Consider the following 22,993-nt stretch of genomic DNA (forward strand, 5'->3'; position numbering starts at 1 on the left):
CATATGCCAACGCGGGCAACAGCTTCCACCGAAAACGCTGGTGGTGGCGCCGCTACGCGCAGCCACCACCAGCGGACTTCGAAACACGCCCTAGTCGACGAGGCAGGGGGCGGCGCCGACGGGGGCGGTGGAGGTGAAGGGGCGGGTTTCGGGGGTGGGGTTCCATATGTTGTTGGTGGCGGCGTAGTTCCAGCTCGGGCCGGTGTTGACCAGGGTGGCGACGGCGTCGATGAGGCGGTCGACGTCGGCGGGGGTGGTGCCGAGGCCGATGCTGGCGCGCAGGGCGCCGTCCAGGCCGAGACGGGCCAGCAGGGGGTGGGCGCAGAAGCGGCCGTCGCGGACGCCGATCCCGTGCTCGGCGGAGAGATAGGCGGCGACGTGGCCGGGGACGAAACCGTCGAGAGTGAAGGCGACGATGCCGACGGTGTCGGGGCTGTCGGTCCAGATGCTCAGCAGGTGCACGCCGGGGATCGCGGCAAGACCGGCGCGCAGTCGATCGGCAAGCCGATGTTCGTGTGCGGCGAGAGTTTCCGCGTCGATCTCACAGAGCGCATCACAGGCAGCGGCGAGCGCGGCGGCGCCGAGCACGTTCGGCGAACCACCCTCGTGCCGCTGCGGCGCGGCCGCCCATTCGGCGCCGTCGGTGGTGACCTCACGGACCGCACCACCGCCCGCGAGGTACGGCTCGGCCACATCCAGCCAGTCCCTGCGGCCCACGAGCACACCGGCGCCGAACGGCGCGTACAGCTTGTGACCGGAAAACACCACGTAATCGATGCCCGTCTCGCGCAGGCTGATTCGCCGATGCGGCGCCAGCTGAGCGGCATCGACGAGGATGCGGGCGCCGCACTGGTGCGCGACGGTGGCCAGGCGCTCCAGCGGCAGCACCTCGCCGGTGACGTTCGAGGCGCCGGTCACCGCGAGCAGCGCGGCAGGCTTGCTGCACAGCTCAGCGACCAGCCTGCCGACCGTCTCCTCGACGGTCGCCGCGGCGTGCACGACGCGGCGTCCGTGCCTGGTCCACGGCAGAAAGTTGGCGTGATGTTCGATGTCGAGCACCACGGTGTCGCCCGGCACGCAGGACGCGAGCAGGTTCAGCGAGTCGGTGGTGTTGCGGGTGAAGACGACCACCTGATCGTCGGCGGCGTCGAGGAACCGGGTCACCGAACCGCGCGCGGCCTCGTAGCACTCGGTGGAGATACGCGAGGCGTAGCCCGCCCCGCGGTGCACGCTCGCGTAGAACGGCAGCAGCTGCTGCACCCGGTCGGTGACCTGCGCCAACGCGGGCGCGCTCGCGGCGTAGTCGAAGTTGGCGTAGGTGGTGGTCCCGCCTTGGACGAGCGGCACCCGCAGGTCGTCACCCGAGACCCGGGCCAGTGCAGAGCTTGCCCACCCCGCCGGCTCCGCCGGCTGCCATCCCCGAAGGTTCTGGTCCACAACAGCAGTCATCACGAAAATCCCGTCGGCTCTGGGACCCGTGATCAGGAATTCAGCGAGTCCGCGCTTGCCGCACCCGGTTGGGCGTCGGCCCGGTCGTCACCCGGAGCACCCCACCGCGGAGGAGGGTTGCCGACCAGCAAGCCGGGGCTGAACGCTGGTACTCATGACCTGTCCCGAGATTGACAGAAGATCACCCGCCCTGTCAACAGGACACCCACCGGCGGGCATAAACCCGTTGCTTCTCGCGCCACCGTGGGTTCCCATCGTTGAGTGTCACTTTCCCTGCTGCTGAGCTTCGTCGGCCTGTGCGTCCTGCTGTCGATCACGCCTGGCCCGGATTCGTTTCTGGTGCTGCGGTTCTCGATCGTGCACGCGCGACCGGGGATCGCGGCGGCCATCGGGTCGGCACTGGGCGGCCTGTTGTGGGCGGTGGTGGTCGCGGCCGGGGTCGCCGCGCTGCTGGAGCAGTCCGCAACCGCCTACCGCGCGCTCAAGATCGTCGGCGGAATCTACTTGCTGTACTTGGGTATTCGCGCGTTGCTCGATCAGCGACGGCAACGCAGGGCGGCACGGGCGGCCGCCGCCGAGGATCCGGCAGACATCGGGTCCGGCGCGCGCACGTCGGTTCGCTCGGCGTTCACCGCGGGCATCGTCTCGTGCATGTTCAACCCGAAAGTCGGCCTGTTCTACCTCGCCGTGCTACCGCAGTTCCTGACCGAGGTCACCTTCGCCAACACCCTCGCGCTCGGCGCCGTCGAATCGGCCATCGCCGCGGTAGAGATGGTGCTCCTGGCCCTGGCCGCCTCCCGAGCGGTCGCACTGCTGCGCCGCCCGAAGATCCGGGATCGGCTCGAACAGGCCAGCGCCGCCATTCTGGCCACCCTCGGCATCGGCACCGCCGCCTCCGCGGCCTGACCGCACCGCGCCACGCCGGGCGCGAAACGCTCTGAGCTGCAAGATCACCAGCCCGATGAGCGGAATCACATCGCCGCGGACCCCACCGCGCAGCGACCCTCTGGCGAACCCCCTCCGCAACCCGCCAACCAGGCATTGCTTCGGCGCGCCTGACAGAAATCGCCACGACCTGCAACAACTCCGGCGACGGTGCCGAGCCGGGCATCCGCGCCGGTGAACAACAAACGTCGACAACCCCGAGTAGCCTGGACAACTGGTCACCATGGCGTTTGCCCACTGGTAACCCAGCTATGACAGAAACAACACCAGGAAGTGCGAGGCGGGCGAATGGGAGGTGGGCAGGGCGTCATGCTCCAGCCACAGGTTGATGCGACGGTGGACCCGCTTCTCGGCACCCCGCACACCCCACCGGCCCGGACCCTCGTCGACATCCTGACCGCGACGGCGCTCACGCATCCCGATGCGCCCGCCATCGACGACGGCGACACGGTCCTCACCTACCTGGAACTGGTCGTCGAGATCGAGAAGATCATGGCCAGGCTCGCCACCGCGGGCGTGCGGCCGGGCGACCGGGTCGGCGTGCGGATGCCGTCGGGCGCCAGCGACCTCTACCTCACCATCCTCGCCGTGCTGTATGCGGGCGCCGCCTACGTACCGGTCGACGCCGACGATCCGGACGAGCGCGCCCAGCTGGTCTTCGGCGAGGCTCAGGTCACCGCCATCGTCACCGCCGCAGGCATCGAAACGACACCGGCAGGCATCCGTGCCGCGGCCGATCGCTCGCTCGACGAGAGCGTCAGTGCGCTGCCGACCCCCGCCGACGACGCGTGGATCATCTTCACCTCCGGCTCCACCGGAACACCGAAAGGCGTTGCGGTGACCCATCGCAACGCCGCCGCCTTCGTCGACGCCGAGGCCAGGCTGTTCCTGCAGGACGCCCCGATCGCCCCCGGCGACCGCGTCCTGGCCGGCCTCTCGGTGGCGTTCGACGCCTCCTGCGAGGAGATGTGGCTGGCCTGGCGCAATGGCGCCTGCCTGGTGCCCGCCCCGCGTGACCTGGTCCGCACCGGCGCCGATCTCGGCCCGTGGCTGGTGCGCAGGGAGATCAGCGTCGTCTCGACGGTGCCGACGTTGGCGGCGACCTGGCCTGCCGAGGCGCTCGACGCGGTCCGATTGTTGATCTTCGGCGGCGAGGCAGTACCCCCTGAGCTGGCGGAACGCCTTGCCGGTAACGGTGATTCGGAGCGTGAGGTCTGGAACACCTACGGCCCCACCGAGGCAACGGTGGTCGCCTGCGCCGCACTGCTCGACGGCGAGTGGCCGATCCGGATCGGACTCCCGCTCGACGGCTGGGACCTCGTGGTGGTCGACTCCGCCGGAAACCCGGTGGGCGAGGGCGAATCCGGCGAGCTGGTGATCGGCGGCGTCGGCCTGGCCCGCTACCTCGATCCCGCGAAGGACGCGGAGAAGTACGCGCCGCTGGCTTCGGTCGGCTGGGATCGCGCCTACCGCAGTGGCGATCTGGTCCGCAACGACAGCGCGGGCCTGGTCTTCCTCGGCCGCGCCGACGACCAGATCAAGCTCGGCGGACGCCGCATCGAGCTCGGCGAGATCGACAACGCGCTGCAGCACCTCTCCGGCGTCACCGGCGCCGCGGCCGCGATCCGAACCACCAAGGCAGGCAACAAGATCCTGGTCGGCTACCTCACCGGCCCTGGCGCCGACTTCGACCTCAAGGGCGCCAGAGCCCAACTGGCCGAACAACTTCCGGCGCCGCTGGTGCCGAGGCTGGCGCTCGTCGACGAACTGCCGACCCGCACCTCGGGCAAGGTCGACCGCAACGCACTGCCGTGGCCGCTACCCAACAGCACCGACGACGACAACGACAACGATCTCACCGGCGTCGCGCAATGGGTCGCCGGGCTGTGGGATTCGGTGCTCGGCGGCGAGGTCACCGACCTGGACGCCGACTTCTTCGACCTGGGCGGCGGCTCGCTGGCGGCGGCGCAACTCGTCACCGCACTGCGCGAACGTTATCCACAGATCACCGTCGCCGACCTCTACGACCATCCCCGCCTCGGCGCGCTCGCCGAACTGCTGGAGCAGAGCACCCCGGCCGTCGCTGTCGAGGAGCGCGTCGTCCGCCCGACGCCGCTGCCCGCGCAGGCCGCCCAGGTGCTCGCCACCATCCCGCTCACCACGCTCACCGGCCTGCAGTGGCTCACCTGGCTCGCGATCGTCGGCAATATCGCGGCATGGTCCGGATCGCTGCCGTGGCTGCCGCAGCTGTCCTGGTGGTGGACGCTGGCCGCGTTCCTGCTCTTCATCTCCCCGCTCGGTCGGATGGCCATCTGCGTGGTCGGCGCCCGCCTGCTGCTGCGCGGGGTGCGACCCGGTCAATACCCGCGCGGCGGCTCGGTCCATCTGCGCCTGTGGGCCGCGGTGCGACTGTCCGAGGCCAGCGGCGCCGAAAACCTCTCGGGCGCACCCTGGATGGTGCCGTTCGCGCGGGCGCTCGGCGCGAAGATCGGCAACGGTGTCGACCTGCACACCCTGCCGCCGGTGACCGGCATGCTCGAATTGGGCGACGGCTGCAGCGTCGAGCCCGAGGTCGACCTGTCCGGCTACTGGCTCGACGGCGACGTCGTGCATCTCGGCCCGGTCACTGTCGGGGCAGGCGCAGTGGTCGGCGCCAGGTCGATCCTGTTGCCCGGCACCAAAATCGGCAAGAACGCCGAGATCGCGGCAGGCTCCGCCGTTTCGGGCAAGGTCAAGGCCGAGCAGGAATGGGCAGGCTCGCCCGCCGCGAAAATCGGTAAGGCACACCACCGCTGGCCCGCGCACACACCCAAGCGGGCAGCGCACTGGGTGGCGATCTTCGGCATCACCTCGATGGCGCTCGCCGCGGTGCCCATCCTCGGGCTCGGCGCGGGCGGGTTGTTCATCGCCTGGTTCATCCGCGATACCCGCACGCTCGCGGGCGGTTTGGGCCGGGCCTTCGCGATCCTGCCGGTCGCGACGCTGCTCAGCCTCGCGGTGTACGCGGCGGTCACCATCGTCGCGGTGCGACTGCTCAGCATCGGCCTGAAAGAGGGCTACCACCCGGTGCGCAGCCGGGTCGGCTGGCAGGTGTGGTCGACCGAGCGACTGCTGGATTCGGCCCGCACCTTCCTCTTCCCGCTCTACGCGAGCCTGCTCACCCCGATCTGGCTCCGTCTGCTCGGCGCGAAGATCGGCAAGGGCGTCGAGGCGTCGACGGTGCTGCTGCTGCCCAAGTTCACCACGGTCGCCGACGGCGCCTTCCTCGCCGACGACACCATGATCGCCAGCTACGAGCTCGGCGGCGGCTGGCTGCGGATCGGCGAGGCGAAGGTCGGCAAGCGGGCCTTCCTCGGCAACTCCGGCATGACCGCGCCCGGTCGGCGGGTACCGAAAAACGGTCTGGTCGCGGTGCTTTCGGCCGCGCCGTCCAAAGCGAAGGCAGGCTCGTCCTGGCTGGGCAGCCCGCCGGTGCGGCTGCGCCGCGCCTCCGATCACTCCGACACCGCGCGCACCTTCGATCCGCCGCCGCGGCTGCGGGTCGCCCGCGGCATCGTCGAAACCTGCCGCCTGATCCCGGTTCTGGTGACCTTCGCCATCGGACTCGGCGTGCTGTTCACCCTCGCCTGGCTCGCCGAGAACCTCGGCCATTTCGCCACCGCACTGCTCAGCGGGCTGGTCTTGCTCGCGGCGGGCGCGCTCGCCGGCGCCAGCTCGGTAGCCGCGAAGTGGTTGCTGATCGGGCGGATTCGCGCCGAGGAGCATCCGCTGTGGAGTTCGTTCGTGTGGCGCAACGAGGTCTCCGACACTTTCGTGGAAGCCGTTGCCGCACCATGGTTTGCCCGCGCCGCCACGGGTACTCCGGTACTCAACCTGTGGCTGCGCGGCCTCGGCGCCAAGATCGGCCGCGGGGTATGGTGCGAATCCTATTGGCTACCGGAGGCTGACCTGGTGACACTCGGTGACGGCGCGACCGTGGAACGCGGCTGCGTCGTGCAGACCCATCTCTTTCACGACCGCATCATGTCCATGGACACCGTCACCCTCGGCCCCGGCGCCACCCTCGGCCCGCACTGCGTCGCGCTGCCCGCGTCGACCATCGGCGAGGGCGCGACCATCGGCCCCGCCTCGCTGGTCATGCGCGGCGACACCGTGCCACCGTCCACCCGCTGGTGGGGCAACCCGATCGCGCCTTGGTTCCGCGGCGACCCCGGAGCGCCTCACTGATGCCGGACAAGTTCTACGAAGAGCCCATCGACGAGTATCTGCCGCAAAACGGAAACCGGGGATATCGGGTATCCCGCTACGAGCTCGAACTCATCTACAAGGTCGCCAGCAATCGGCTGACCGGCCGCGCCGAGATCACCGCGGTGACCACCGCGGTCCGGCCGCGGTTCGCGGTGGACCTCTCGCAGGCGCTCACCGTGTCCAAGGTGTTCGTCAACGGCGCCAAAGCCGCGAAATACCTGCACCAGCGCGGCAAATTGACGATCACTCCGCAGCAGCGTATCCCGGCCGGTGGCGTGCTTTCGCTGGTCATCCAGTACGGCGGCACGCCGAAGCCGGTGCGCGGCCCGTGGGGTGAGGTCGGCTGGGAGGAACTCACCGAGGGCGCGCTGGTGGCCAGCCAGCCCAACGGCGCCGCGTCCTGGTTTCCCTGCGACGATCATCCGAGTTCCAAAGCGAGCTACCGGATTTCGATCACCACGGACACCCCGTACTACGCACTGGCCAACGGCACCCTGCTACGCAAGCAGACCAAGGCGAGCCAGACCACCTGGGTGTACGAGCAGGCCGAGCCGATGTCGAGCTACCTGGCGACCATCCAGATCGGCGCCTATCAGAAGCACCGCATCCCGACCGCACACGGCGCGGTGCCGATGCAGGCCGTCGTGCCGCCGCGGCTGCGCGCCAATTTCGAGCACGACTTCGCCAGGCAGCCGCGGATGATGGAGGTCTTCAGCGAACGGTTCGGGCCCTACCCTTTCGAGGGCTACACCGTGGTCGTCACCGACGACGACCTGGAGATTCCGATCGAGGCGCAAGGCATTTCGATCTTCGGCGCCAACCACTGCGACGGTCGACGCGGCGCCGAACGACTGGTCGCGCACGAGTTGGCGCACCAGTGGTTCGGCAACAGCCTCACCATCGCGAAGTGGCGCGATATCTGGCTACACGAAGGCTTCGCCTGTTACGCCGAATGGATCTGGTCGGAGGAGGCGGGCGGGCCGACCGCCGATCAACTGGCCAGGGCGGCCAGGCACAACCTGTCGAGACAGCCGCAGGACATCGTCGTCGGCGATCCGGGCCCACAACGCATGTTCGACGATCGGGTGTACAAGCGCGGTGCGCTCACGCTGCACGCGTTGCGCCTGGAGCTCGGCGACACCGCGTTCTTCGATCTGTTGCGGGAGTGGACAATTCGCTACCGGCACGGCTCGGTCACCACCGAGGAGTTCACCGATCTGGCCGGGCACTACAGCCGGGTTCCGCTGCGCCCGCTCTGGAACCAGTGGTTGACCGAGCAGCCGCTCCCGCAGCTGCCGCCCGCCAACGCAGGGTAGGCACAACGCCTTTCGCGTCAGAACACCAGGTAGCGGGGGGCGAGTTCCTCGACGAGCGGGTCGTACTCGGCGACACCGTCGAGATCAGACCGGTGCGAGCCAGGTTCCCCACGGGGTGTTGCGCAGCACCGTGTAGACCGCGAGCAGCGCGAAGAACGTCCACATGGTGACGGCGTTGATGGACGGCAGGCGCATGCGTTCGCCGCGCCAGGCCCGCAATGTCCAATCGCCGACCCACAGCAGGAAGGCGAGCACGAGGGGCACGGCGAGCACGTTGCTCTGCACCGAATCGAGCAGGTTGCCGTTGGTCAGGTTGTTGATCGCCCGCATGCCGCCGCAGCCGGGGCACCACCAACCGGTGAGCGCGTACACCGGGCAGATGCCGTAGGAACCCTCGACGTGCGGGTCGCGCAGGTGCAGCAGCACCCCTACGCCGACGCCGACGCCGACCACCAACAGCGGGAACCCCACTCCCCGCAGGCCGGACCGGGAGGGGTTGGCGGAGTCCGAAGGTGCCGCCGGTTCCGGTGCGACGTGCGTACTTTCCACAGCACCCACGGTAACTGCGTGCCACCGGGCGCCGCTACCGGCTGCGCGGCTAGTCCTCCGGTTGGGCGAAGCGCAGGACGTTGCCGGACGGATCGGTCAGGTCGAATCCCGGCCCGGCAGGGCCCTCTTCGGGAGTGCCCGGTTTGGCGTAGCGGTACTGCTTGCCCGCCAACTCGGCCTGCCAGGCATACACATCGGCGACCTCGATCCACACCACCGTGCCCGGGGTGCCGTCACCGTGGTGCTCGCTGAGGTGCAGCTTGGCCGAGGACCGGGAAACCTGTGCATACAACGGAAAGTCATCGCCGAACCGGTGTTCCCAGTCGACGGTGAAGCCAAGGTAGTCGCGATAGAACTCGTATGCCCGCGCGACGTCGAACATGCGGAGCACGGGTATCGGTGCCGCGAAGCCGATCTCATCGGAAGCCACGCCGCCGATCATCGCACCTGGGTCGGACAAGATCGATGGGGTTTCCTCTTTTCGCAGGTAGAGTACAATTTCCAGGGTGGATGCCGCTGGTTTTACCCGGCTCGACGGATTCGGGGTCAGCGCGACTCGCAAGCTCGAATTCGGGCATGTGGGGCACTGGCGCACACCGCGGGAAGGCGACCTCGCCGACGACAACCGCGAGCACATGGTCGCGGTCGAGATCGATCCCGGCGACGGCTCATCGGTGGTCGTTTTCGTGCATGCGCCCAATCGCAGCGATGTGCCGAGCGACTTTCATCCGGACGATCAGGTGTGCCTGGTGATCCCCGAGGAGATCGCGGCGCTGTCCGATCTGCCCGACGAACCGTTATCGAATCGCCGTGCCGCGGGCTAACAATCGCATCCGCGTGTCGCGATGAACTCGGAAGAACCGCCGCACCGGCGGCGTTTTTGTAAAGAGAGACAGTGTCATTGGGCTCATTTGCGGGTATTCCCCCTGACGAGCCAGAAGTTTCGCCACCGTGCGCTAGCACTAGCAAGCACTTTGCTTGCACTGTACTGTGGCGGCAGACACAAAGGAGTGCCCGATGCTGGTGAAGTCGATGAAGACGCTGGCGGACGCGCGAAATGGCGCGCTGACCGCCGCATATCGTGCCGGACTACGTTCGCGTACCTTCCGGACCGCGTCGTTGAACGCCCCCACCGCCCCGCACGAGGTCATCCCGGTCACCACCATCGATGGCGCCCGACTCCGGGTGCACGCCTACGGGCCCGCCGATGGCGACGTCATCGTGCTGATCCACGGCTGGAGCTGCAGCATCGAGTACTGGAATCCGCAGATCAACGCGTTCGCGGATCGCTACCGGGTGGTCTGCTACGACCAGCGCGGCCACGGCGCGAGCCAGCTCGGCTCCCGCATGCCGAGCCGGGAAACCCTCGCCGACGACCTGTCCGCCGTGCTCGACGCGACCTTGCGCCCCGGCCAGCGGGCCGTGCTCGCCGGGCACAGCATGGGCGGAATGACGATTCAGGCCTGGGCCGCCCACTATCCCGACCAGGTCCGGCGCCGGGCCACCGCCGCCGTCCTGCTGAACACCACCTCGGGCAACATCCGGTACGACACCGACCTGCTCCCGCTGCTCAACAAGCCGCTGACCGTGCAGAACAAGCCTGTCACGCTGCTCGGCGCCCCGGTGAGGCTGCCGATATTCATTTCCGAAACCGTGCTCACCACCCCGGTCCCGCTGCCCGGCGGCTGGCCGGTCGGCGTGCTGTTCAAGGCCAGGGTGATGTGCAAGAAGGCGACCGCCGACGAGGTGAACTTCGCCCTCGGCATCGTCCGCTCGTGCCGCCCGCTTACCAGGGGCAGGCATGCCGCCGCCCTCGCCGACATCGACCTCAGCGACGCCGCCGAACATCTGACGGTGCCGACCACCGTCATCGCGGGCAGCCACGACCACCTGCTGCCCGAGCGGATGTCCCGCCGGATCGCCGATGTGCTGGCACGCACCGGTCATCTCGCCGCGTACCACAGCTGGCCCACCGGCCACCTCGGCAACATCGAGGCCGCCGACCGTTTCAACGCCGAACTCGAACTCGTTGCCGCGCAGGCGGGCCGCCGCACCGCCGCCGCAGGCTGACCCCACAACTGTTCTCCTGGGCCGATCAACGGCGCCCGGCCCAGGAGCAACACCCCGCGGTATTCGGCGCTGCCACAACGCCTTCAGCGGTCCTCCAACGCAGCGCGCTTGCCCAACAGCACGGTTCGTTCACGGTCGTTGCCGCACAGGGCAATCGCGCGTTCCAGCTCGATCCGCGCCTCCGAGGTCCGGCCCAACCGGATCATCAGTTCGCCGCGGACACTCGGCAAAAGGTGTGTCCCCGAGAGTGTTTCGGCGGCCATCAACTCGTCCACGATCGGCAGCGCGGCCGCGGGCCCCCGCGCCATGGACACCGCGACGGCGCGATTCAGATCGACCACCGGCGACGGCGCGAGCCTGCCGAGCGCCTCGTACAGCACGACGATGCGGTCCCAGGCCGTCTCCTCGACCGACGGTGCGACAGCATGACATTCGGCGATCGCCGCCTGCAGGCCGTAAGCGCCGAGACCACGGCCGACCTCCGACGCACGCTGCAACGCCGCGCGCCCACGGCGGATCGCGGCACGGTCCCACCGCCTGCGGTCCTGCTGCTCGAGCAGCACCGGCTGTCCGTCAGGTCCGGTGCGCGCGGGAAACCGTGCCGCCGTGAGTTCGAGCAGGGCCAGCAGCCCGTACACCTCCGGCTCGGTCGGCACCAACCTGGCCAGCACTCGCGCCAATCGCTGTGCCTCGCCTGCCAATTCGAACCGGATCAGATCGCTGCCCGAACTCGCCGACGAGCCCTCGGTGAAGATCAGATACACCACGTTCAGCACCGAGCCGAGCCGTGCGCCCCGCTCCTGCGCCGACGGCACCTCGAACCGAACCCGCGCCGCGGCAAGGGTTTTCTTCGCCCTGGTGATCCGAGCCTGCACCGTCGCCGTCGGCACCAGGCATGCCTTGGCGATCTCGTCGCTGGTCAGACCGCCGATGACGCGCAGTGTGAGCGCAATCCGCGCGTCCCGCGACAGCGTCGGATGACAGGAGATGAACATCAGCGCCAGCACATCGTCGTCGATCTGGTCCGGATCCCACAGCACCTCGTCGGCCGCCGCGGGATCGGCCGGGTCGCCGCCCGAAACCGTGCCGCCCTCGCCCAAGTGGTGGGCGAGCGCCGCGTACCGGTCGTCGAGCGCGGAACGACGGCGAAACCCGTCGATGGCCCTGCGCTTGCCGACAGTGAGCAACCAGCCCGCCGGATTGTGCGGCACGCCGTCGCGCGGCCAGGTCACCAGCGCCTCGGCCAGCGCCTCCTGCGCGAGGTCCTCGGCAAGCGCGAAGTCGCCGGTGTAGCGGGCCAGCGCGCCGACGATGCGCGCGGATTCGATCCGCCAGACCGCGGCGACGGCCTCACGACCGGAGTGTTCGGCCATCGCCCGCCGTCCCGCTCAGAGCTGGCCGGTGGCTTCGCGCCACGCCCGCTCTTTCTTGATCCACTCGTTGTCCTGCGGGAATTCGTCGATCGTCGAGACCCGCCTGATCTCGGTCTTGAAGCCGGGACCGGCCAGCGGCGCGCGCTTGGCCCACTCGATCGCCTCCTCCTTGGACGCCACATTCAAGATGTAGAACCCGCCGAACAACTCCTTGGTCTCCCCGTACGGCCCATCGGTGACGATCGGCGGCTCGGACGAAAAGTCCACCACCACACCGTCGGCCGGATCGTCGAGCCCTTCCGCCGCGAGCAGCACACCCGCCCGGATCATCTCGTCGTTGAACTGCCCGACCATCTCCAACATCTTGTCGAAGTCGACCTCGCCCATGCTCGCGTATCCCTCGTCGGTCGCACGCATCACCAGCATGTACTTCATGATTCCGTCTCCTAGGTTCATCCCGGGTCCCGCTTGGACCCTCTCATCCCTAGGTCGAACGGGGAACGCGATAGATCGACACGGGCCAAGAACTTTTTGAAATTTGTCCGTCTACACCCTGACCTGCGGTTTCAACGCCGTACTCGAGATCGACCACAGGATTCGGATTGGGACGGGCGGTAGGCACGTAGCGATGACACTCGATTCGCGTGCCGGGCCCCGCCTCGCGCGCGTGTCGCCTGGAATACGTTGCGACAGAACAGAACCCATTGACCGCGTGACCACCTGAGCGCAATCGGGGCAAGGGGTCGAGTAGGTTGTTGTCGCTATCACGAACATGAATATCGTTACCGATGTGAGAGGTGTGTGCTGTGAAGATCGCCTTCGTCGGCAAGGGCGGCAGTGGCAAGACGACGCTGTCCTCGCTATTCATCCGGCATCTGGTCGAGCGCGGGGCGCCAACCCTGGCGATCGATGCCGACATCAATCAGCATCTGGCCGCGGCATTGGGGGCCGGTGAAGAAGAGTCGCTGACGCTGCCCACCCTGGGCGCGCACCTGCCGCTGATCAAGGAATACCTGCGCGGAGACAACCCACGGATCCCCTCGGCCGAGGCGATGATCAAGACCACCCCGCCGGGATCGGGCTCGCGGCTGTTGCAGGTCACCGAAGACAACCCCATCTACTCCGCCTGCGTGCGCAACGTCGGCGGCGCCCGCCTGATGGTGACCGGACCGTTCACCGACGAGGATCTCGGGGTGGCCTGCTACCACTCCAAAGTCGGCGCGGCCGAACTGTTGCTCAACCACATGGTCGACGGTGCAGGCGAGTACGTGGTGGTCGACATGACGGCCGGAGCCGACTCGTTCGCTTCCGGACTGTTCACCCGCTTCGACCTGACCGCGCTGGTGTGCGAACCGACCCTGCGCAGCGTCGGCGTCTATCGCCAATACCTCAACTACGCCAAGGATTTCGGCATCCGCATCGTCGTCGTCGGCAACAAGATCTGCGACGCCGACGACCTGGCCTTCCTGCGCGAACACGTCGGCGAGAACCTGCTGTGCTGGATCGGCCGCTCCGGGCACGTGCGCGCGGCCGAGCGCGGCGACATCCGGCCGATCACCGACCTCGAAACCGAGAACCGGGAAGCGCTGGCACAGATCAAATCGGCGCTCGACGCCGAAACCCGCGACTGGGTCGCCTACCAGCAGCAAGCCGTCGAATTCCACCTGCGCAACGCCAACGCCTGGGCTGGTGCGGAGATGGTCGAGCAGATCGATCCCGACTTCGTCCTTCGACCCGACGTGCCGTCCGGCGAGTTGACTCATTCCTGAGCGAGTCATCGACGCTCTCGATCTCGATGTCGGTCCGCGAGCCAGTCGAGGACAGTGGTGGTGACGACCGCACGCTCGGGCTCGTTGAACAGCTGGTGGTAGAGACCGTCGAACAGCACCAAGGTTCGGTCCGGGGATCCGACGCGGTCGTGAACGTAGCTGCTGGTGGCGGGTGCGGCGATCGCGTCGGCGGTGCCGTGCAACAACAGAATCGGCACCGTGATGGCCGGCAGCTGAGCGTGCAGTCGATGCATGGCCGTCAGCGATTGCGCCGCGGTGGCAGCGCGGACACGCCGCCGGTAGGCCAGCTTGTCGGTGTGGAAGGCGGCCGCCGCAGCGGGATCGCGGGTGGCCAGCTCGAACGGGAGTTTGCGAGTGCCGAGCCGAGGTAGGACGTGGGCGAGCGCTGCCGTCGCCACCCGCTGCGCTGCCGGGACGGGCCGCGCGCTGCCTGCGGTGGCGGCCAGCACCATCCCCGACAGGCGTGGTTGCTGCTGTGCCACGTAGGCAAGGGACACCAACCCGCCCCAGCTGTGTCCGATGAGATACGTTGGCAATTCAGGGTTTTCGTCGTTGGCGAGATTCACCGATGCGGCGAGATCGGCCACCACGTCGCGAAATCGGCGGATGGTCGCCCGCGGTCCGTCCGAGTAGCCGTGGCCACGCTGGTCGAGTGCATAGACGGCGTAGCCTGCGCGGGCGAGGACGGTGGCGAGCCGATCGTGGCGGCCGACGTGATCGCCCAAACCGTGCGCGATTTGGACGACTGCTCGGGCAGGCGCGCCCGGCAGCCAGGACTGCAGGTGCAGCAGCGTGCCGTGCCGGCCACGGATGAATCGATGGCGCACCGACACCTGGTCATCCGCCGATGTCACGCCGCTTAGCTCCGGAGGGGTGCGAGCCGTCACGAGTCATCCTTTCAACGTGGCGGCGAACCGGGCGAGTTCGTTGGCGCGGTTGTCGAGTACGGGTCCATGCCCGAAACACACCGTGGCCGGGTTCAGCGCGGCGAGACGATGGATGGATTCCCGGTTTCGGGCGGGGTCGAGCGTGAAACGGCGCGGCGGTTCATGCAGACCGGGGCGCGTGGTGATCGCGTGCTGGCCGAACAAGACGTCCCCGACGATCAGCACCCGATCGGCCTCCCGCCAGAAGCACACCGAACCCGGTGAATGCCCCGGCGTCTCCAATATGGTGAAGCCGCCGACCACATCGCCTTCCTTCAGGCGGCGGGCAACCGGGTGCGCCGGTCCCACCCAAAACCGCATCTGCCAACGCGTGACCGGATTGACGGGAGCCAGCGACGCGAAATCGCCGGACTCCATCGCGTCGGCATCACCGTCGCCACACAGCATGGGGATGTCGAATTCGGCACACACCCGATGGCTTGCCCCTTGATGGTCTGGGTGGGCATGGGTTACCGCGTGCGCAGCCAACGGCACGTCTTTCACCTGGCGCAGGATCCGGTCCGCGGCGTAGCGCGTCCCGGCATCGATCAGGACATCGCCTGCGAGATAGACGTTGACCCCGTCCCCGGGCCTCCCGTCCAACATGGACAGGCCATCAGCGATTTGCTTCATTGGCATCACTTTCAGACGAGCTTGATACCTCACGGTATTGATACCTGACGGTATTGATACCGTGAAGTATTGACGCGCCCGGCACAGCTGTCAATACCGTGCGGTATCCTCGCCCCATGGCGCGCCCCTACGACTCCCGGCTCTCCGCCGAAGACTGGGCCCGCGCCGCTATGGAGGCCATGGCAGGCGGCGGACTGTCGGCGGTCGTCCTGGAACCATTGGCCCGTAGCCTTGGCGTCACTAAGGGCAGCTTTTACGCGCACTTTCGTAATCGTGAAGAGCTCATCGACGCGGCACTGACATACTGGGAGAACTCGCACGGAGCGCCCGGGCTTGCCGCCTTCGCCGCCATCCCTGATCCTGCCGAGCGCCTACAAGTGCTGCTGCGCAGCGCGATCGACTTCAGTCAAAGCCTCGCGCCGTCGGTACATGTTCACCTGCTCGGCGAACTCGACAACCCGCGCGTACGGGCCGTCGTCCATCGGGTCACCGAAGACCGGATTGCCTTGATAGCAAGAACATTCGAGGAGCTCGGCCACGACGAACAGCGGGCGCAGCATCGCGCACAGCTGGCGTATTCCACCTACGTCGGCCTGCTGTTCCTGGCACGAGAGCGCCCGGACAGTCCACCCGATCCAGCCACCGCCCAAGCATTCCTCACCGAAGCTTCGACCGTCCTGATCGGAAGTTGAGCCACCCACGCCGAGCGGCCCCCTACACTGACAACTCGTTCCTGAGCGGGTCATCGACGCTATAGATCTCAATGCGGCTGCCTCGCAGCAGAACTGAGCCGCGATCTCCCGAACGCGCCCCTCCATTCAGCGCGACGTGCGGCACGTCGCGCTGAACGAACCGACATCCCGACTTCGATCAGTCGCGGTAAATCCTCACGTAGGCATTGGTCGCGGTGCCGATGCTGGTCGGCCCCAGACACGAAGCCGTCCCTTGACCGGTCGGACTGAACGAACCGCTCCACCCGCCCCGGTACGGGCCAATAGCCATGAGCGGAAAGGCATTCGGCACGCCCGCCAGTCCGAAGCACTCGACAACTAGGGCATATTCCCTGCCCGCAGGCGCATCGGCGTCGTGACAGGTCGCCGTCGCGCTGACCAGGTCCCGCGTGACGACACAATCCTCCGGCGCCGCTTGCGCAGTGCCCGCGCCGACCACCGCGGCAAAGCCGAGCACTGACACGGCAGCAGCGCCGACGCGTACAGCGGCGACCATCGTTTTTCTCATTCGAAATCCTCCCGAAAGGTTCAACAGACCATCGTTTGCGGATACCGAGCTGTGACAACCAAAGCAACGGCCGTGCCAGATGGCACCGCCCATCTACCCGCCGATAGACGCGTCCCAAACCGCCCACCGACCCGATGACCCTATGCCGTCGACGCCGCTGATCGAGTCGATTCCGGCCTATCCGCAGCCACAGTCGACCATCGGATGACCCAGCAGCGCAAGATGTTCCGCGATCACGTCCACACAGCCCCGCGGCGATACGGCGGCAGCCGCCGAAGGGCCGGAACGAATTCATCGGAGCTTAGTTGGACTCGAAGTCCAAAGCGCAGCGGTGTCGACTCCTCGTAGGGCCGGAGAGCGGAATGACACACCTGGCCACCGAGCGAATGGGCGACCTGAACCAACAAGCCCCCGGCGTGAACACACGTCAGGGGTTTTTGTGGAGCCGCCTGCGAGAATCGAACTCGCGACCTTTTCATTACGAGTGAAGCGCTCTACCGACTGAGCTAAGGCGGCGTGCCTTTCGGCCTGGCGAGTCTATCGCCTCGGGGGGTGGATTGTGAAAACGGGTGGTCATCGCGGTCCGGAAGGTCGGCAGGCTCCCGGTCGGCAGGGTGGCCATCGAAGAAGCTCAGCCGCAGGTCGCGCCCGTCCGGTCGCGCGAGGACAGCGCGCGAGGCGGTCTACTACGTAGACCCGACGGGGTTAGGTGGTTTGGGCAGACATCAGGGCGGCGGCCAGGGCAGCCAAGGCGAAGCGGGGTTTGACGTTGAGGTCGAGGGCTTCGCGGCAGTCGAGGACGGCGTCGATGGAGCGGAGCAGGTTCTCGGGGCTGACCCGGCGGGCCAGGTCGTGGATCTGGTCGGACAGGTCGGGGTGGGTGAGGGCGACGCCGGAGCCGTTGCGGGCGGCGCCGAAACGGACGGCGAGGGCGTCGCGGTAGACGCCTGCCACATCGATCAGGGCGCGATCGAGCGCGTCGCGGCCGGTGCGGGTGGCGCGCGACTTCTGCCGTCGCTCCAGGTCTTTGAGTACGCCCGCGGAACCGCGGGTGGCGCTTGCCGCACCCTTGCCGGTGCCGCCTGCACCCATGGCGGTGGCCAGTTCCTCGCGCTCGCGGTCGTCGCGGGTGGCGCTCATCTGCTTGGCTTCGTCGTCGGCCGCCTTCACCAGTTCGTCGGCGGCGGCGTAGGCGGCGCCGGGCTTCGACGCGGCGGCGACCAGTGCCAATGCGCGTTGGCGGCGGGCGCGGGCCTCTTCGTCGGTGGCGAGGCGACGGGCGCGGCCGACGTGGCCGCCGCTGATCGAGGCGGCCCAGTTCGCGGTCTTCTCGTCGAGTTTGTCGCGGTCGCGGAGCACCTGCGCGATGGCGGGGACCGAGGGGGTCACCAGGTGCACATGTCGGCAGCGGGAGCGCAGCGTCACCGAGATGTCCTCCGGATCGACCGAGGGCGCGCAGAGCAGGAACACGGTCCGGTCCGGCGGCTCCTCGACCACCTTCAGCAGCACGTTGCCCGCGGCTTCGGTCAGCCGGTCGGCGTCCTCGATGACCACCACCTGCCAGCGGCCGGTGCTCGGCCTGCGGGACGCGATCTGCACGATCTCGCGCATCTCCTTGGTGCTGATGCTCAGCCCCTCGGGGATCACCCGACGCACGTCACCGTGCGTGCCCGCCATGGTCGTGGTGCAGGCATGGCAGCGACCACAGCCGGGCGAGCCAGGGTCGGTGCACTGCAGTGCGGCCGCAAAACACAGTGCCGCAACGGATCTCCCCGATCCGGGCGGCCCGGTGAACAGCCACGAGTGCGTCATCGCCCCCTGCACCACGTCGGCACGCGCCGCGATGGCGGCAGCCGTCAGCTCGGACTCGACCGCATCCTGGCCGACCAACCGATCGAAGACACCTGCCACGCCGTACACCCTAGCCGCCCCCACCGACACCGATCGCCGGCCTCCACGACGCGCCCACCGGTATTGACCGTCCTGGACGGTGGGCGGATCCTCGAGAAGGAGGTGGAATCACCGTGAAGATTCTGTTGATCACCGGCGACGCGGCGGAAGACCTCGAGGTCATGTACCCGTATCAGCGCCTACTCGAAGAGGGCCACGAGGTGGACATCGCGGCCCCCGCCGTCAAGAAGCTGCAGTTCGTGGTGCACGACTTCGTCGACGGCTTCGATACGTACACCGAAAAGCCAGGCCACACTTGGCCCGCCGACATCGCGTTCGAAGATGTCGACCCGTCCGCCTACGCCGCGCTGGTGGTGCCGGGCGGCCGCGCGCCGGAATACCTGCGCAACAACCCGGACTGTCAGCGGCTGGCCCGCCACTTCGCGGAGGCGGGCAAGCCCATCGCCGCGCTCTGCCACGGACCGCTGATCCTCGCTGCCGCGGGCATTTTGGTCGGCCGCGCGTGCAGCGCCTATCCCGCGCTGGCCCCGGACATCGAGGCGGCAGGCGGGAAGTTCGTCGACAGCGAGGCGTACGTCGACGAGAACATCGTCACCGGCCGCGCCTGGCCGGATCACCCGGCGTGGATGCGCGAATTCCTCAGGCTGCTCAGGAGTTAGCACCGGCAACCGCTGTGCTGCGCCAACTACGTTGTGCCCGTGGTTAGTACGCCATGCCGCTGGCAGGTGCGCCGAGACGGCAAGCCGTCATGCGCCCAGACAGCGAGTCGTAACGTACGGCCGGACAGGCAGGTTCGATGTCGACACCGACCGCACGTTGCGCCGAAATCTGCACCCGCACAACGGCAATCGCGATCCCCTAGGTGATCTGCGCCAACGTGGTGTTCGCCCCGTCGAGTTCCTCGCGGATGATGTCGGCGTGCCCGGAGTGGTGCGAGATCTCCCGCAGAATGTGCAGCAGCGTGTAGCGCACCGTCCACCATTCCCGCTCCGGCGACCACGGCGCGAGCGGCGTCGGCACCGAGGTGTCCAGACTGTCCACCGTGCGAATCAGCTCGGTGGTCGCCGCCGCCACCGTGTCCCACTCGGCGAGCAGCCCTTCGACGGTCTCACCGTCGGCCATCCGATACTCGCCCTCGAACTGCGAGAGCTCCACCACCGCGTTCTCGTCGCGCTCGATGAGCACCTTGACCCAGTGCCCTTCGCAGCTGATCAAGTGGTGCAGTAGCCCGCCGAGGGTCAGCTCGCTGGCGGTCGTGCGCTGCCGCGCCTGCTGATCGTCGATGCCGCGCACCGTGATCCGGAACAGTGCTCGCTGAGCGGCGAGCATGCTGATCAGGTCTTCGCGTTCCTGGTCGGCCATGGACAATCCTTTCGCGGGTCGTGCACTTCGGACCGTAAACTAGCGGCCCGCGGCGCGACCCGCGAACTCAGGAGTTCCCGACGCCGGTCTTCTTGGTCGCCGCCTTCTTCGCGGCGGTCTTCTTGGCGACCGTTTTGGTGGTCGTCTTGGCGGCGGTCTTCTTCGCCGCGGTCTTCTTCGCGGGCGCCTTCTTGGCCGCCGCCTTCTTGGCCGTCTTCTTCACCGGTCCGCGCGCCCGCCGATCCGCGAGCAGCTCCATCGCCCGCTCCGGGGTGATCGACTCGATCTCGTCGCCCTTGCGCAGCGTGGCATTGGTCTCGCCGTCGGTGACATACGGACCGAACCGGCCGTCCTTGATCACCATCGGCTTGCCGGAGGCCGAGTCGTCGCCGAGCTCGCGCAGCGGCGCCGCGGCCGAAGCCTGCCGCCCGCGCCGCTTCGGCTCGGCGTAGATCTTCAGCGCCTCCTCGAGTGTCACGTCGAAGATCTGGTCCTCGCTGGTGAGCGACCGCGAATCGGTGCCCTTCTTCAGGTAGGGACCGTAGCGCCCGTTCTGCGCGGTGATCTCCTCACCGGAGGCCGGATCGGCGCCGACCACCCGCGGCAGCGAAAGCAGCTTGAGCGCGTCGTCGAGCGTGATTGTCGCCAAATCCATTGACTTGAACAATGATCCGGTGCGCGGCTTGGGCGCGGCCGCCTTCTTCGCGGTCTTCTTGGCAGGCGCCGCCGTTTCCTCGGCGGGCGGTTCGGGCAGCACCTCGGTGACGTACGGGCCGAAACGTCCTTCCTTGGCAACGATTTCGTGCCCGCTGCCTGGATCCGTACCGAGGATCCTGCCCTCCTGCGGCGTCGAGAACAGCTTCTCGGCGACCTCGGGGGTCAGCTCGTCCGGCGAAAGATCGTCGGGCAGGTTGGCCCGCTGCGAGATCGAATCCCCTTCTGGGTCATCGGGATTGATGATCATGCGCTCCAGGTACGGCCCATACCTGCCGACCCGGACGACGACGTCGCGCCCGTCCTCGTCGGTGAAGAGCTTGATGGAGTTGATCTCGCGCGCATCGATGTCGTCGAGCCGCTCACCGACCATCTTCTTCAGACCGCCGGAGCGCGCGACCGAACCTTCGACGCCGTGGTCACCGCCGAAGTAGAAGCTGGACAACCAGTTTCCGCGCTGCTCACGCCCGCCCGCGATGGCGTCGAGGTCGTCCTCCATGCCCGCGGTGAAGTCGAAGTCGACCAGACGGCCGAAATGCTCTTCCAGCAAACCGATCACGGCGAACGCGACCCAGGACGGCACCAGCGCGCTACCGCGCTTGTACACATAGCCTCGGTCGAGAATCGTCTTGATGATCGATGCGTACGTCGACGGTCGGCCGATGCCGAGATCTTCGAGCGTCTTGATGAGCGAAGCTTCGGTATATCTGGCAGGCGGATTCGTGCTGTGCCCATCGGGGTTCAGCTCGACCGCGGTGACACCCTGCCCCTCTTCGAGCGCGGGCAACCGGGATTCGGCGTCGTCGGACTGGCCACCCGCCTCCTCGTCGACGCTCTCCACGTAGGCCTTCAGGAAGCCTGCAAAGGTGATGGTGCGACCGGAGGCCGAGAAGACGCATTCCTCACCGCTGCTCGCGGTGCCGGTGATGCGCAGGGTCAGCGTGGTGCCTCTGGCGTCGGCCATCTGCGACGCGACCGTGCGCTGCCAGATCATCTCGTAGAGCCGGAACTCGTCGTTGTCCAGCCGCGCGTGCAGCTGGCCCGGAGTCGCGAAGGTGTCACCCGCCGGGCGGATCGCCTCGTGTGCCTCCTGCGCGTTCTTCACCTTGCGGGTGTACTGCCGCGGCGATGGGTGCACGTATTCGGCGCCGTACAGCTGAGTCGCCTGCGACCGGGCCGCGGCGATTGCCGACTCCGACAGCGTGGTCGAGTCGGTACGCATGTAGGTGATGTAGCCGTTTTCATACAGCCGCTGCGCGACCCGCATGGTGCGCTCGGAGTTGAAGCGCAGCTTGCGCCCCGCCTCCTGCTGCAGCGTCGAGGTCATGAAGGGCGGGTACGGCTTGCGGGTGTACGGCTTGGCCTCTGCGGAGGAGACCACCAGATCGGCGCCGTCCAACGCCTGCGCCAACGCGCGGGCATAGGTTTCGTCGAGCACGACCACACCGGTGGCGGTCTTGAGCTGTCCGTCCGAGCCGAAGTCGCGACCGGTCGCGACTCGTGCGCCCGCGACGTTCACCAACCGCGCCCCGAAGGTCCTCGGGTTGCTGGTGTCGCCGTCTTCGCCGGGGCCCGCGTCGAGCTTCGCGGCGATATCCCAGTACTCGGCGGACCGGAACGCCATCCGCTCGCGCTCGCGCTGCACGATCACCCTGGTGGCGACCGACTGCACACGGCCGGCCGACAGCCGGGGCATGACCTTCTTCCACAGCACCGGGCTGACCTCGTAGCCGTACAGCCGGTCCAGGATGCGACGGGTCTCCTGCGCGTCGACGAGGTCGTTGTCGAGTTCGCGCGTGTCGGCCGCGGCCGCCTGGATCGCGGGCTCGGTGATCTCGTGGAACACCATGCGCCGGACCGGGACCTTCGGCTTCAGCGTTTCGAGCAGATGCCAGGCGATGGCCTCGCCCTCGCGATCGGGGTCGGTGGCGAGGTAGAGCTCGTCGGCGTCCTTGAGCAGGCTCTTGAGCTCGGTGACTTTGGCCTTCTTATCGGGGCTCACCACGTAGATGGGCTCGAAGTCGTGGTCGACGTCGACGCCGAGGCGCGCCCAGGACTGGCCTTTGTACTTGGCCGGAACGTCCGCGGCACCGCGCGGTAGGTCTCGGATGTGCCCCACCGAGGCCTCGACCGTGTAGTTACGGCCGAGGTAAGGCGCTATTTTGCGGGCCTTGGTAGGGGACTCGACGATCACGAGACGACGCAGGGGACGGCCCTGGTCGGCTGCACCGCGGTCTCGTGTTGCCACCGGCGAATACACCTTTCCTGTCGACCCGCGCGGACGCTTTTCAGCGCTCAGCGCGGCTGGGGCAAGCGGCGACGACGGCTGGGCGTCGCCACCAGACACGTTTATACCTTGACGCTACGTGTGGCCGAGTGCTTGCGACTTGAACCACAGAGCGTACGCGCGTCATTGCGAATCAGTATGCCCTGTCTTTTCGCCGCGGCTGCGCCACGGCGTGTTCAAC

At 67.8% G+C, this 22,993-nt stretch carries 19 protein-coding genes, 1 tRNA gene and 1 riboswitch; of the genes, 8 read left to right on the forward strand and 12 right to left on the reverse strand.

Annotated features, from left to right (window positions below; genetic code table 11):
* Nucleotides 1-90: 90 nt before the first annotated feature.
* Nucleotides 91-1,449 carry an aminotransferase class V-fold PLP-dependent enzyme gene (locus tag ACGFNJ_RS37960; RefSeq protein WP_393460031.1) on the reverse strand — a complete coding sequence of 453 codons (1,359 nt, stop codon included), beginning with the start codon at nt 1,447-1,449 and terminating at the stop codon, nt 91-93.
* Nucleotides 1,450-1,495: 46 nt separating this feature from the next.
* A riboswitch (SAM riboswitch) is annotated at nt 1,496-1,609 on the reverse strand.
* A 101-nt stretch (nt 1,610-1,710) separates the two neighbouring features.
* Here ACGFNJ_RS37960 and ACGFNJ_RS37965 point away from each other — a divergent pair.
* The 3 genes from ACGFNJ_RS37965 (at nt 1,711) to ACGFNJ_RS37975 (ending at nt 7,958) form a co-directional block, all read left to right on the forward strand.
* A complete protein-coding gene (locus ACGFNJ_RS37965; RefSeq protein ID WP_393460034.1) occupies nt 1,711-2,355 on the forward strand; it encodes a LysE family translocator in 645 nt (214 codons plus the stop codon).
* A 348-nt stretch (nt 2,356-2,703) separates the two neighbouring features.
* Nucleotides 2,704-6,621 carry a Pls/PosA family non-ribosomal peptide synthetase gene (locus ACGFNJ_RS37970; protein ID WP_393460037.1) on the forward strand — a complete coding sequence of 1,306 codons (3,918 nt, stop codon included), beginning with the start codon at nt 2,704-2,706 and terminating at the stop codon, nt 6,619-6,621.
* Nucleotides 6,621-7,958: a M1 family metallopeptidase gene (locus ACGFNJ_RS37975; protein ID WP_393460040.1), complete on the forward strand. Its 1,338-nt coding sequence runs from the start codon at nt 6,621-6,623 to the stop codon at nt 7,956-7,958. Before ACGFNJ_RS37970 ends, ACGFNJ_RS37975 begins: the two co-directional genes overlap by 1 nt.
* Before the next feature lie 84 nt (nt 7,959-8,042).
* On the opposite strand, the gene ACGFNJ_RS37980 is transcribed toward ACGFNJ_RS37975, so the two are convergent.
* Together ACGFNJ_RS37980 and ACGFNJ_RS37985 are read right to left on the reverse strand one after the other, a co-directional pair.
* Nucleotides 8,043-8,507, reverse strand: coding sequence for a DUF2752 domain-containing protein (locus ACGFNJ_RS37980; RefSeq protein ID WP_393460043.1), 465 nt, complete (start codon nt 8,505-8,507; stop codon nt 8,043-8,045).
* Between the two features lie 49 nt (nt 8,508-8,556).
* Nucleotides 8,557-8,937: a glyoxalase superfamily protein gene (locus ACGFNJ_RS37985; RefSeq protein WP_393460046.1), complete on the reverse strand. Its 381-nt coding sequence runs from the start codon at nt 8,935-8,937 to the stop codon at nt 8,557-8,559.
* A gap of 76 nt (nt 8,938-9,013) precedes the next feature.
* Between ACGFNJ_RS37985 and ACGFNJ_RS37990 the strand changes: the two genes are divergently transcribed.
* Both ACGFNJ_RS37990 and ACGFNJ_RS37995 read left to right on the forward strand, forming a co-directional pair.
* Nucleotides 9,014-9,331, forward strand: coding sequence for a hypothetical protein (locus ACGFNJ_RS37990; protein ID WP_393460049.1), 318 nt, complete (start codon nt 9,014-9,016; stop codon nt 9,329-9,331).
* Nucleotides 9,332-9,524: 193 nt separating this feature from the next.
* Entirely contained in the window at nt 9,525-10,577 is a 1,053-nt protein-coding gene (locus ACGFNJ_RS37995) for an alpha/beta fold hydrolase (RefSeq protein ID WP_393460052.1), read from the forward strand.
* Between the two features lie 83 nt (nt 10,578-10,660).
* Here ACGFNJ_RS37995 and ACGFNJ_RS38000 read toward each other — a convergent pair whose 3' ends face one another.
* Both ACGFNJ_RS38000 and ACGFNJ_RS38005 read right to left on the reverse strand, forming a co-directional pair.
* Nucleotides 10,661-11,950: an RNA polymerase sigma factor gene (locus ACGFNJ_RS38000; protein WP_393460055.1), complete on the reverse strand. Its 1,290-nt coding sequence runs from the start codon at nt 11,948-11,950 to the stop codon at nt 10,661-10,663.
* A 15-nt stretch (nt 11,951-11,965) separates the two neighbouring features.
* Nucleotides 11,966-12,385, reverse strand: a complete 420-nt coding sequence (locus ACGFNJ_RS38005) for a YciI family protein (protein ID WP_393460058.1) — start codon at nt 12,383-12,385, stop codon at nt 11,966-11,968.
* A gap of 371 nt (nt 12,386-12,756) precedes the next feature.
* Here ACGFNJ_RS38005 and ACGFNJ_RS38010 point away from each other — a divergent pair, with 371 nt between their 5' ends.
* A complete protein-coding gene (locus tag ACGFNJ_RS38010) occupies nt 12,757-13,719 on the forward strand; it encodes an ATP-binding protein (RefSeq protein ID WP_393460061.1) in 963 nt (320 codons plus the stop codon).
* Nucleotides 13,720-13,724: 5 nt separating this feature from the next.
* On the opposite strand, the gene ACGFNJ_RS38015 is transcribed toward ACGFNJ_RS38010, so the two are convergent.
* Nucleotides 13,725-14,594 carry an alpha/beta hydrolase gene (locus ACGFNJ_RS38015; RefSeq protein ID WP_393460064.1) on the reverse strand — a complete coding sequence of 290 codons (870 nt, stop codon included), beginning with the start codon at nt 14,592-14,594 and terminating at the stop codon, nt 13,725-13,727.
* Nucleotides 14,595-14,630: 36 nt separating this feature from the next.
* Nucleotides 14,631-15,299: an MBL fold metallo-hydrolase gene (locus ACGFNJ_RS38020; protein ID WP_393460066.1), complete on the reverse strand. Its 669-nt coding sequence runs from the start codon at nt 15,297-15,299 to the stop codon at nt 14,631-14,633.
* A gap of 116 nt (nt 15,300-15,415) precedes the next feature.
* On the opposite strand from ACGFNJ_RS38020, the gene ACGFNJ_RS38025 reads away from it, so the two are divergent.
* Nucleotides 15,416-15,991 carry a TetR/AcrR family transcriptional regulator gene (locus ACGFNJ_RS38025; protein ID WP_393460069.1) on the forward strand — a complete coding sequence of 192 codons (576 nt, stop codon included), beginning with the start codon at nt 15,416-15,418 and terminating at the stop codon, nt 15,989-15,991.
* Between the two features lie 178 nt (nt 15,992-16,169).
* Here the strand turns inward: ACGFNJ_RS38025 and ACGFNJ_RS38030 are convergent, their stop codons facing one another.
* The 3 genes from ACGFNJ_RS38030 to ACGFNJ_RS38040 all read right to left on the reverse strand — a co-directional run bounded on the left by ACGFNJ_RS38030 (nt 16,170) and on the right by ACGFNJ_RS38040 (nt 18,449).
* Entirely contained in the window at nt 16,170-16,538 is a 369-nt protein-coding gene (locus ACGFNJ_RS38030) for a hypothetical protein (protein WP_393460071.1), read from the reverse strand.
* A gap of 440 nt (nt 16,539-16,978) precedes the next feature.
* Nucleotides 16,979-17,054 (reverse strand) — tRNA-Thr (locus ACGFNJ_RS38035).
* Nucleotides 17,055-17,243: 189 nt separating this feature from the next.
* Entirely contained in the window at nt 17,244-18,449 is a 1,206-nt protein-coding gene (locus ACGFNJ_RS38040) for a DNA polymerase III subunit delta' (RefSeq protein ID WP_393460073.1), read from the reverse strand.
* Between the two features lie 113 nt (nt 18,450-18,562).
* Here ACGFNJ_RS38040 and ACGFNJ_RS38045 point away from each other — a divergent pair, with 113 nt between their 5' ends.
* On the forward strand, nt 18,563-19,108 hold the full coding sequence (locus tag ACGFNJ_RS38045; protein ID WP_393460076.1) for a DJ-1/PfpI family protein: 546 nt from the start codon (nt 18,563-18,565) through the stop codon (nt 19,106-19,108).
* Nucleotides 19,109-19,307: 199 nt separating this feature from the next.
* On the opposite strand, the gene ACGFNJ_RS38050 is transcribed toward ACGFNJ_RS38045, so the two are convergent.
* The gene (locus tag ACGFNJ_RS38050) at nt 19,308-19,811 is read right to left on the reverse strand and encodes a DUF664 domain-containing protein (RefSeq protein ID WP_393460079.1); all 504 of its coding nucleotides are present in this window, start codon (nt 19,809-19,811) and stop codon (nt 19,308-19,310) included.
* A 67-nt stretch (nt 19,812-19,878) separates the two neighbouring features.
* On the reverse strand, nt 19,879-22,773 hold the full coding sequence (gene topA / locus ACGFNJ_RS38055; protein ID WP_393460082.1) for a type I DNA topoisomerase: 2,895 nt from the start codon (nt 22,771-22,773) through the stop codon (nt 19,879-19,881).
* Nucleotides 22,774-22,993: the final 220 nt, after the last annotated feature.

The organism is Nocardia sp. NPDC049149 (genome assembly GCF_043197455.1).
Taxonomy (GTDB): Bacteria; Actinomycetota; Actinomycetes; order Mycobacteriales; family Mycobacteriaceae; genus Nocardia.

Excerpts from the sequence above, each read along its gene's own strand:
- ACGFNJ_RS37995 (WP_393460052.1), top strand. The coding sequence starts at position 9,525 with ATGCTGGTGAAGTCGATGAAGACGCTGGCGGACGCGCGAAATGGCGCG.
- ACGFNJ_RS38000 (WP_393460055.1), bottom strand. The coding sequence starts at position 11,950 with ATGGCCGAACACTCCGGTCGTGAGGCCGTCGCCGCGGTCTGGCGGATC.
- ACGFNJ_RS37960 (WP_393460031.1), bottom strand. The coding sequence starts at position 1,449 with ATGACTGCTGTTGTGGACCAGAACCTTCGGGGATGGCAGCCGGCGGAG.
- ACGFNJ_RS38025 (WP_393460069.1), top strand. The coding sequence starts at position 15,416 with ATGGCGCGCCCCTACGACTCCCGGCTCTCCGCCGAAGACTGGGCCCGC.
- ACGFNJ_RS38020 (WP_393460066.1), bottom strand. The coding sequence starts at position 15,299 with ATGAAGCAAATCGCTGATGGCCTGTCCATGTTGGACGGGAGGCCCGGG.
- ACGFNJ_RS37970 (WP_393460037.1), top strand. The coding sequence starts at position 2,704 with ATGCTCCAGCCACAGGTTGATGCGACGGTGGACCCGCTTCTCGGCACC.
- ACGFNJ_RS37975 (WP_393460040.1), top strand. The coding sequence starts at position 6,621 with ATGCCGGACAAGTTCTACGAAGAGCCCATCGACGAGTATCTGCCGCAA.
- ACGFNJ_RS38050 (WP_393460079.1), bottom strand. The coding sequence starts at position 19,811 with ATGGCCGACCAGGAACGCGAAGACCTGATCAGCATGCTCGCCGCTCAG.
- ACGFNJ_RS38030 (WP_393460071.1), bottom strand. The coding sequence starts at position 16,538 with ATGAGAAAAACGATGGTCGCCGCTGTACGCGTCGGCGCTGCTGCCGTG.
- ACGFNJ_RS38005 (WP_393460058.1), bottom strand. The coding sequence starts at position 12,385 with ATGAAGTACATGCTGGTGATGCGTGCGACCGACGAGGGATACGCGAGC.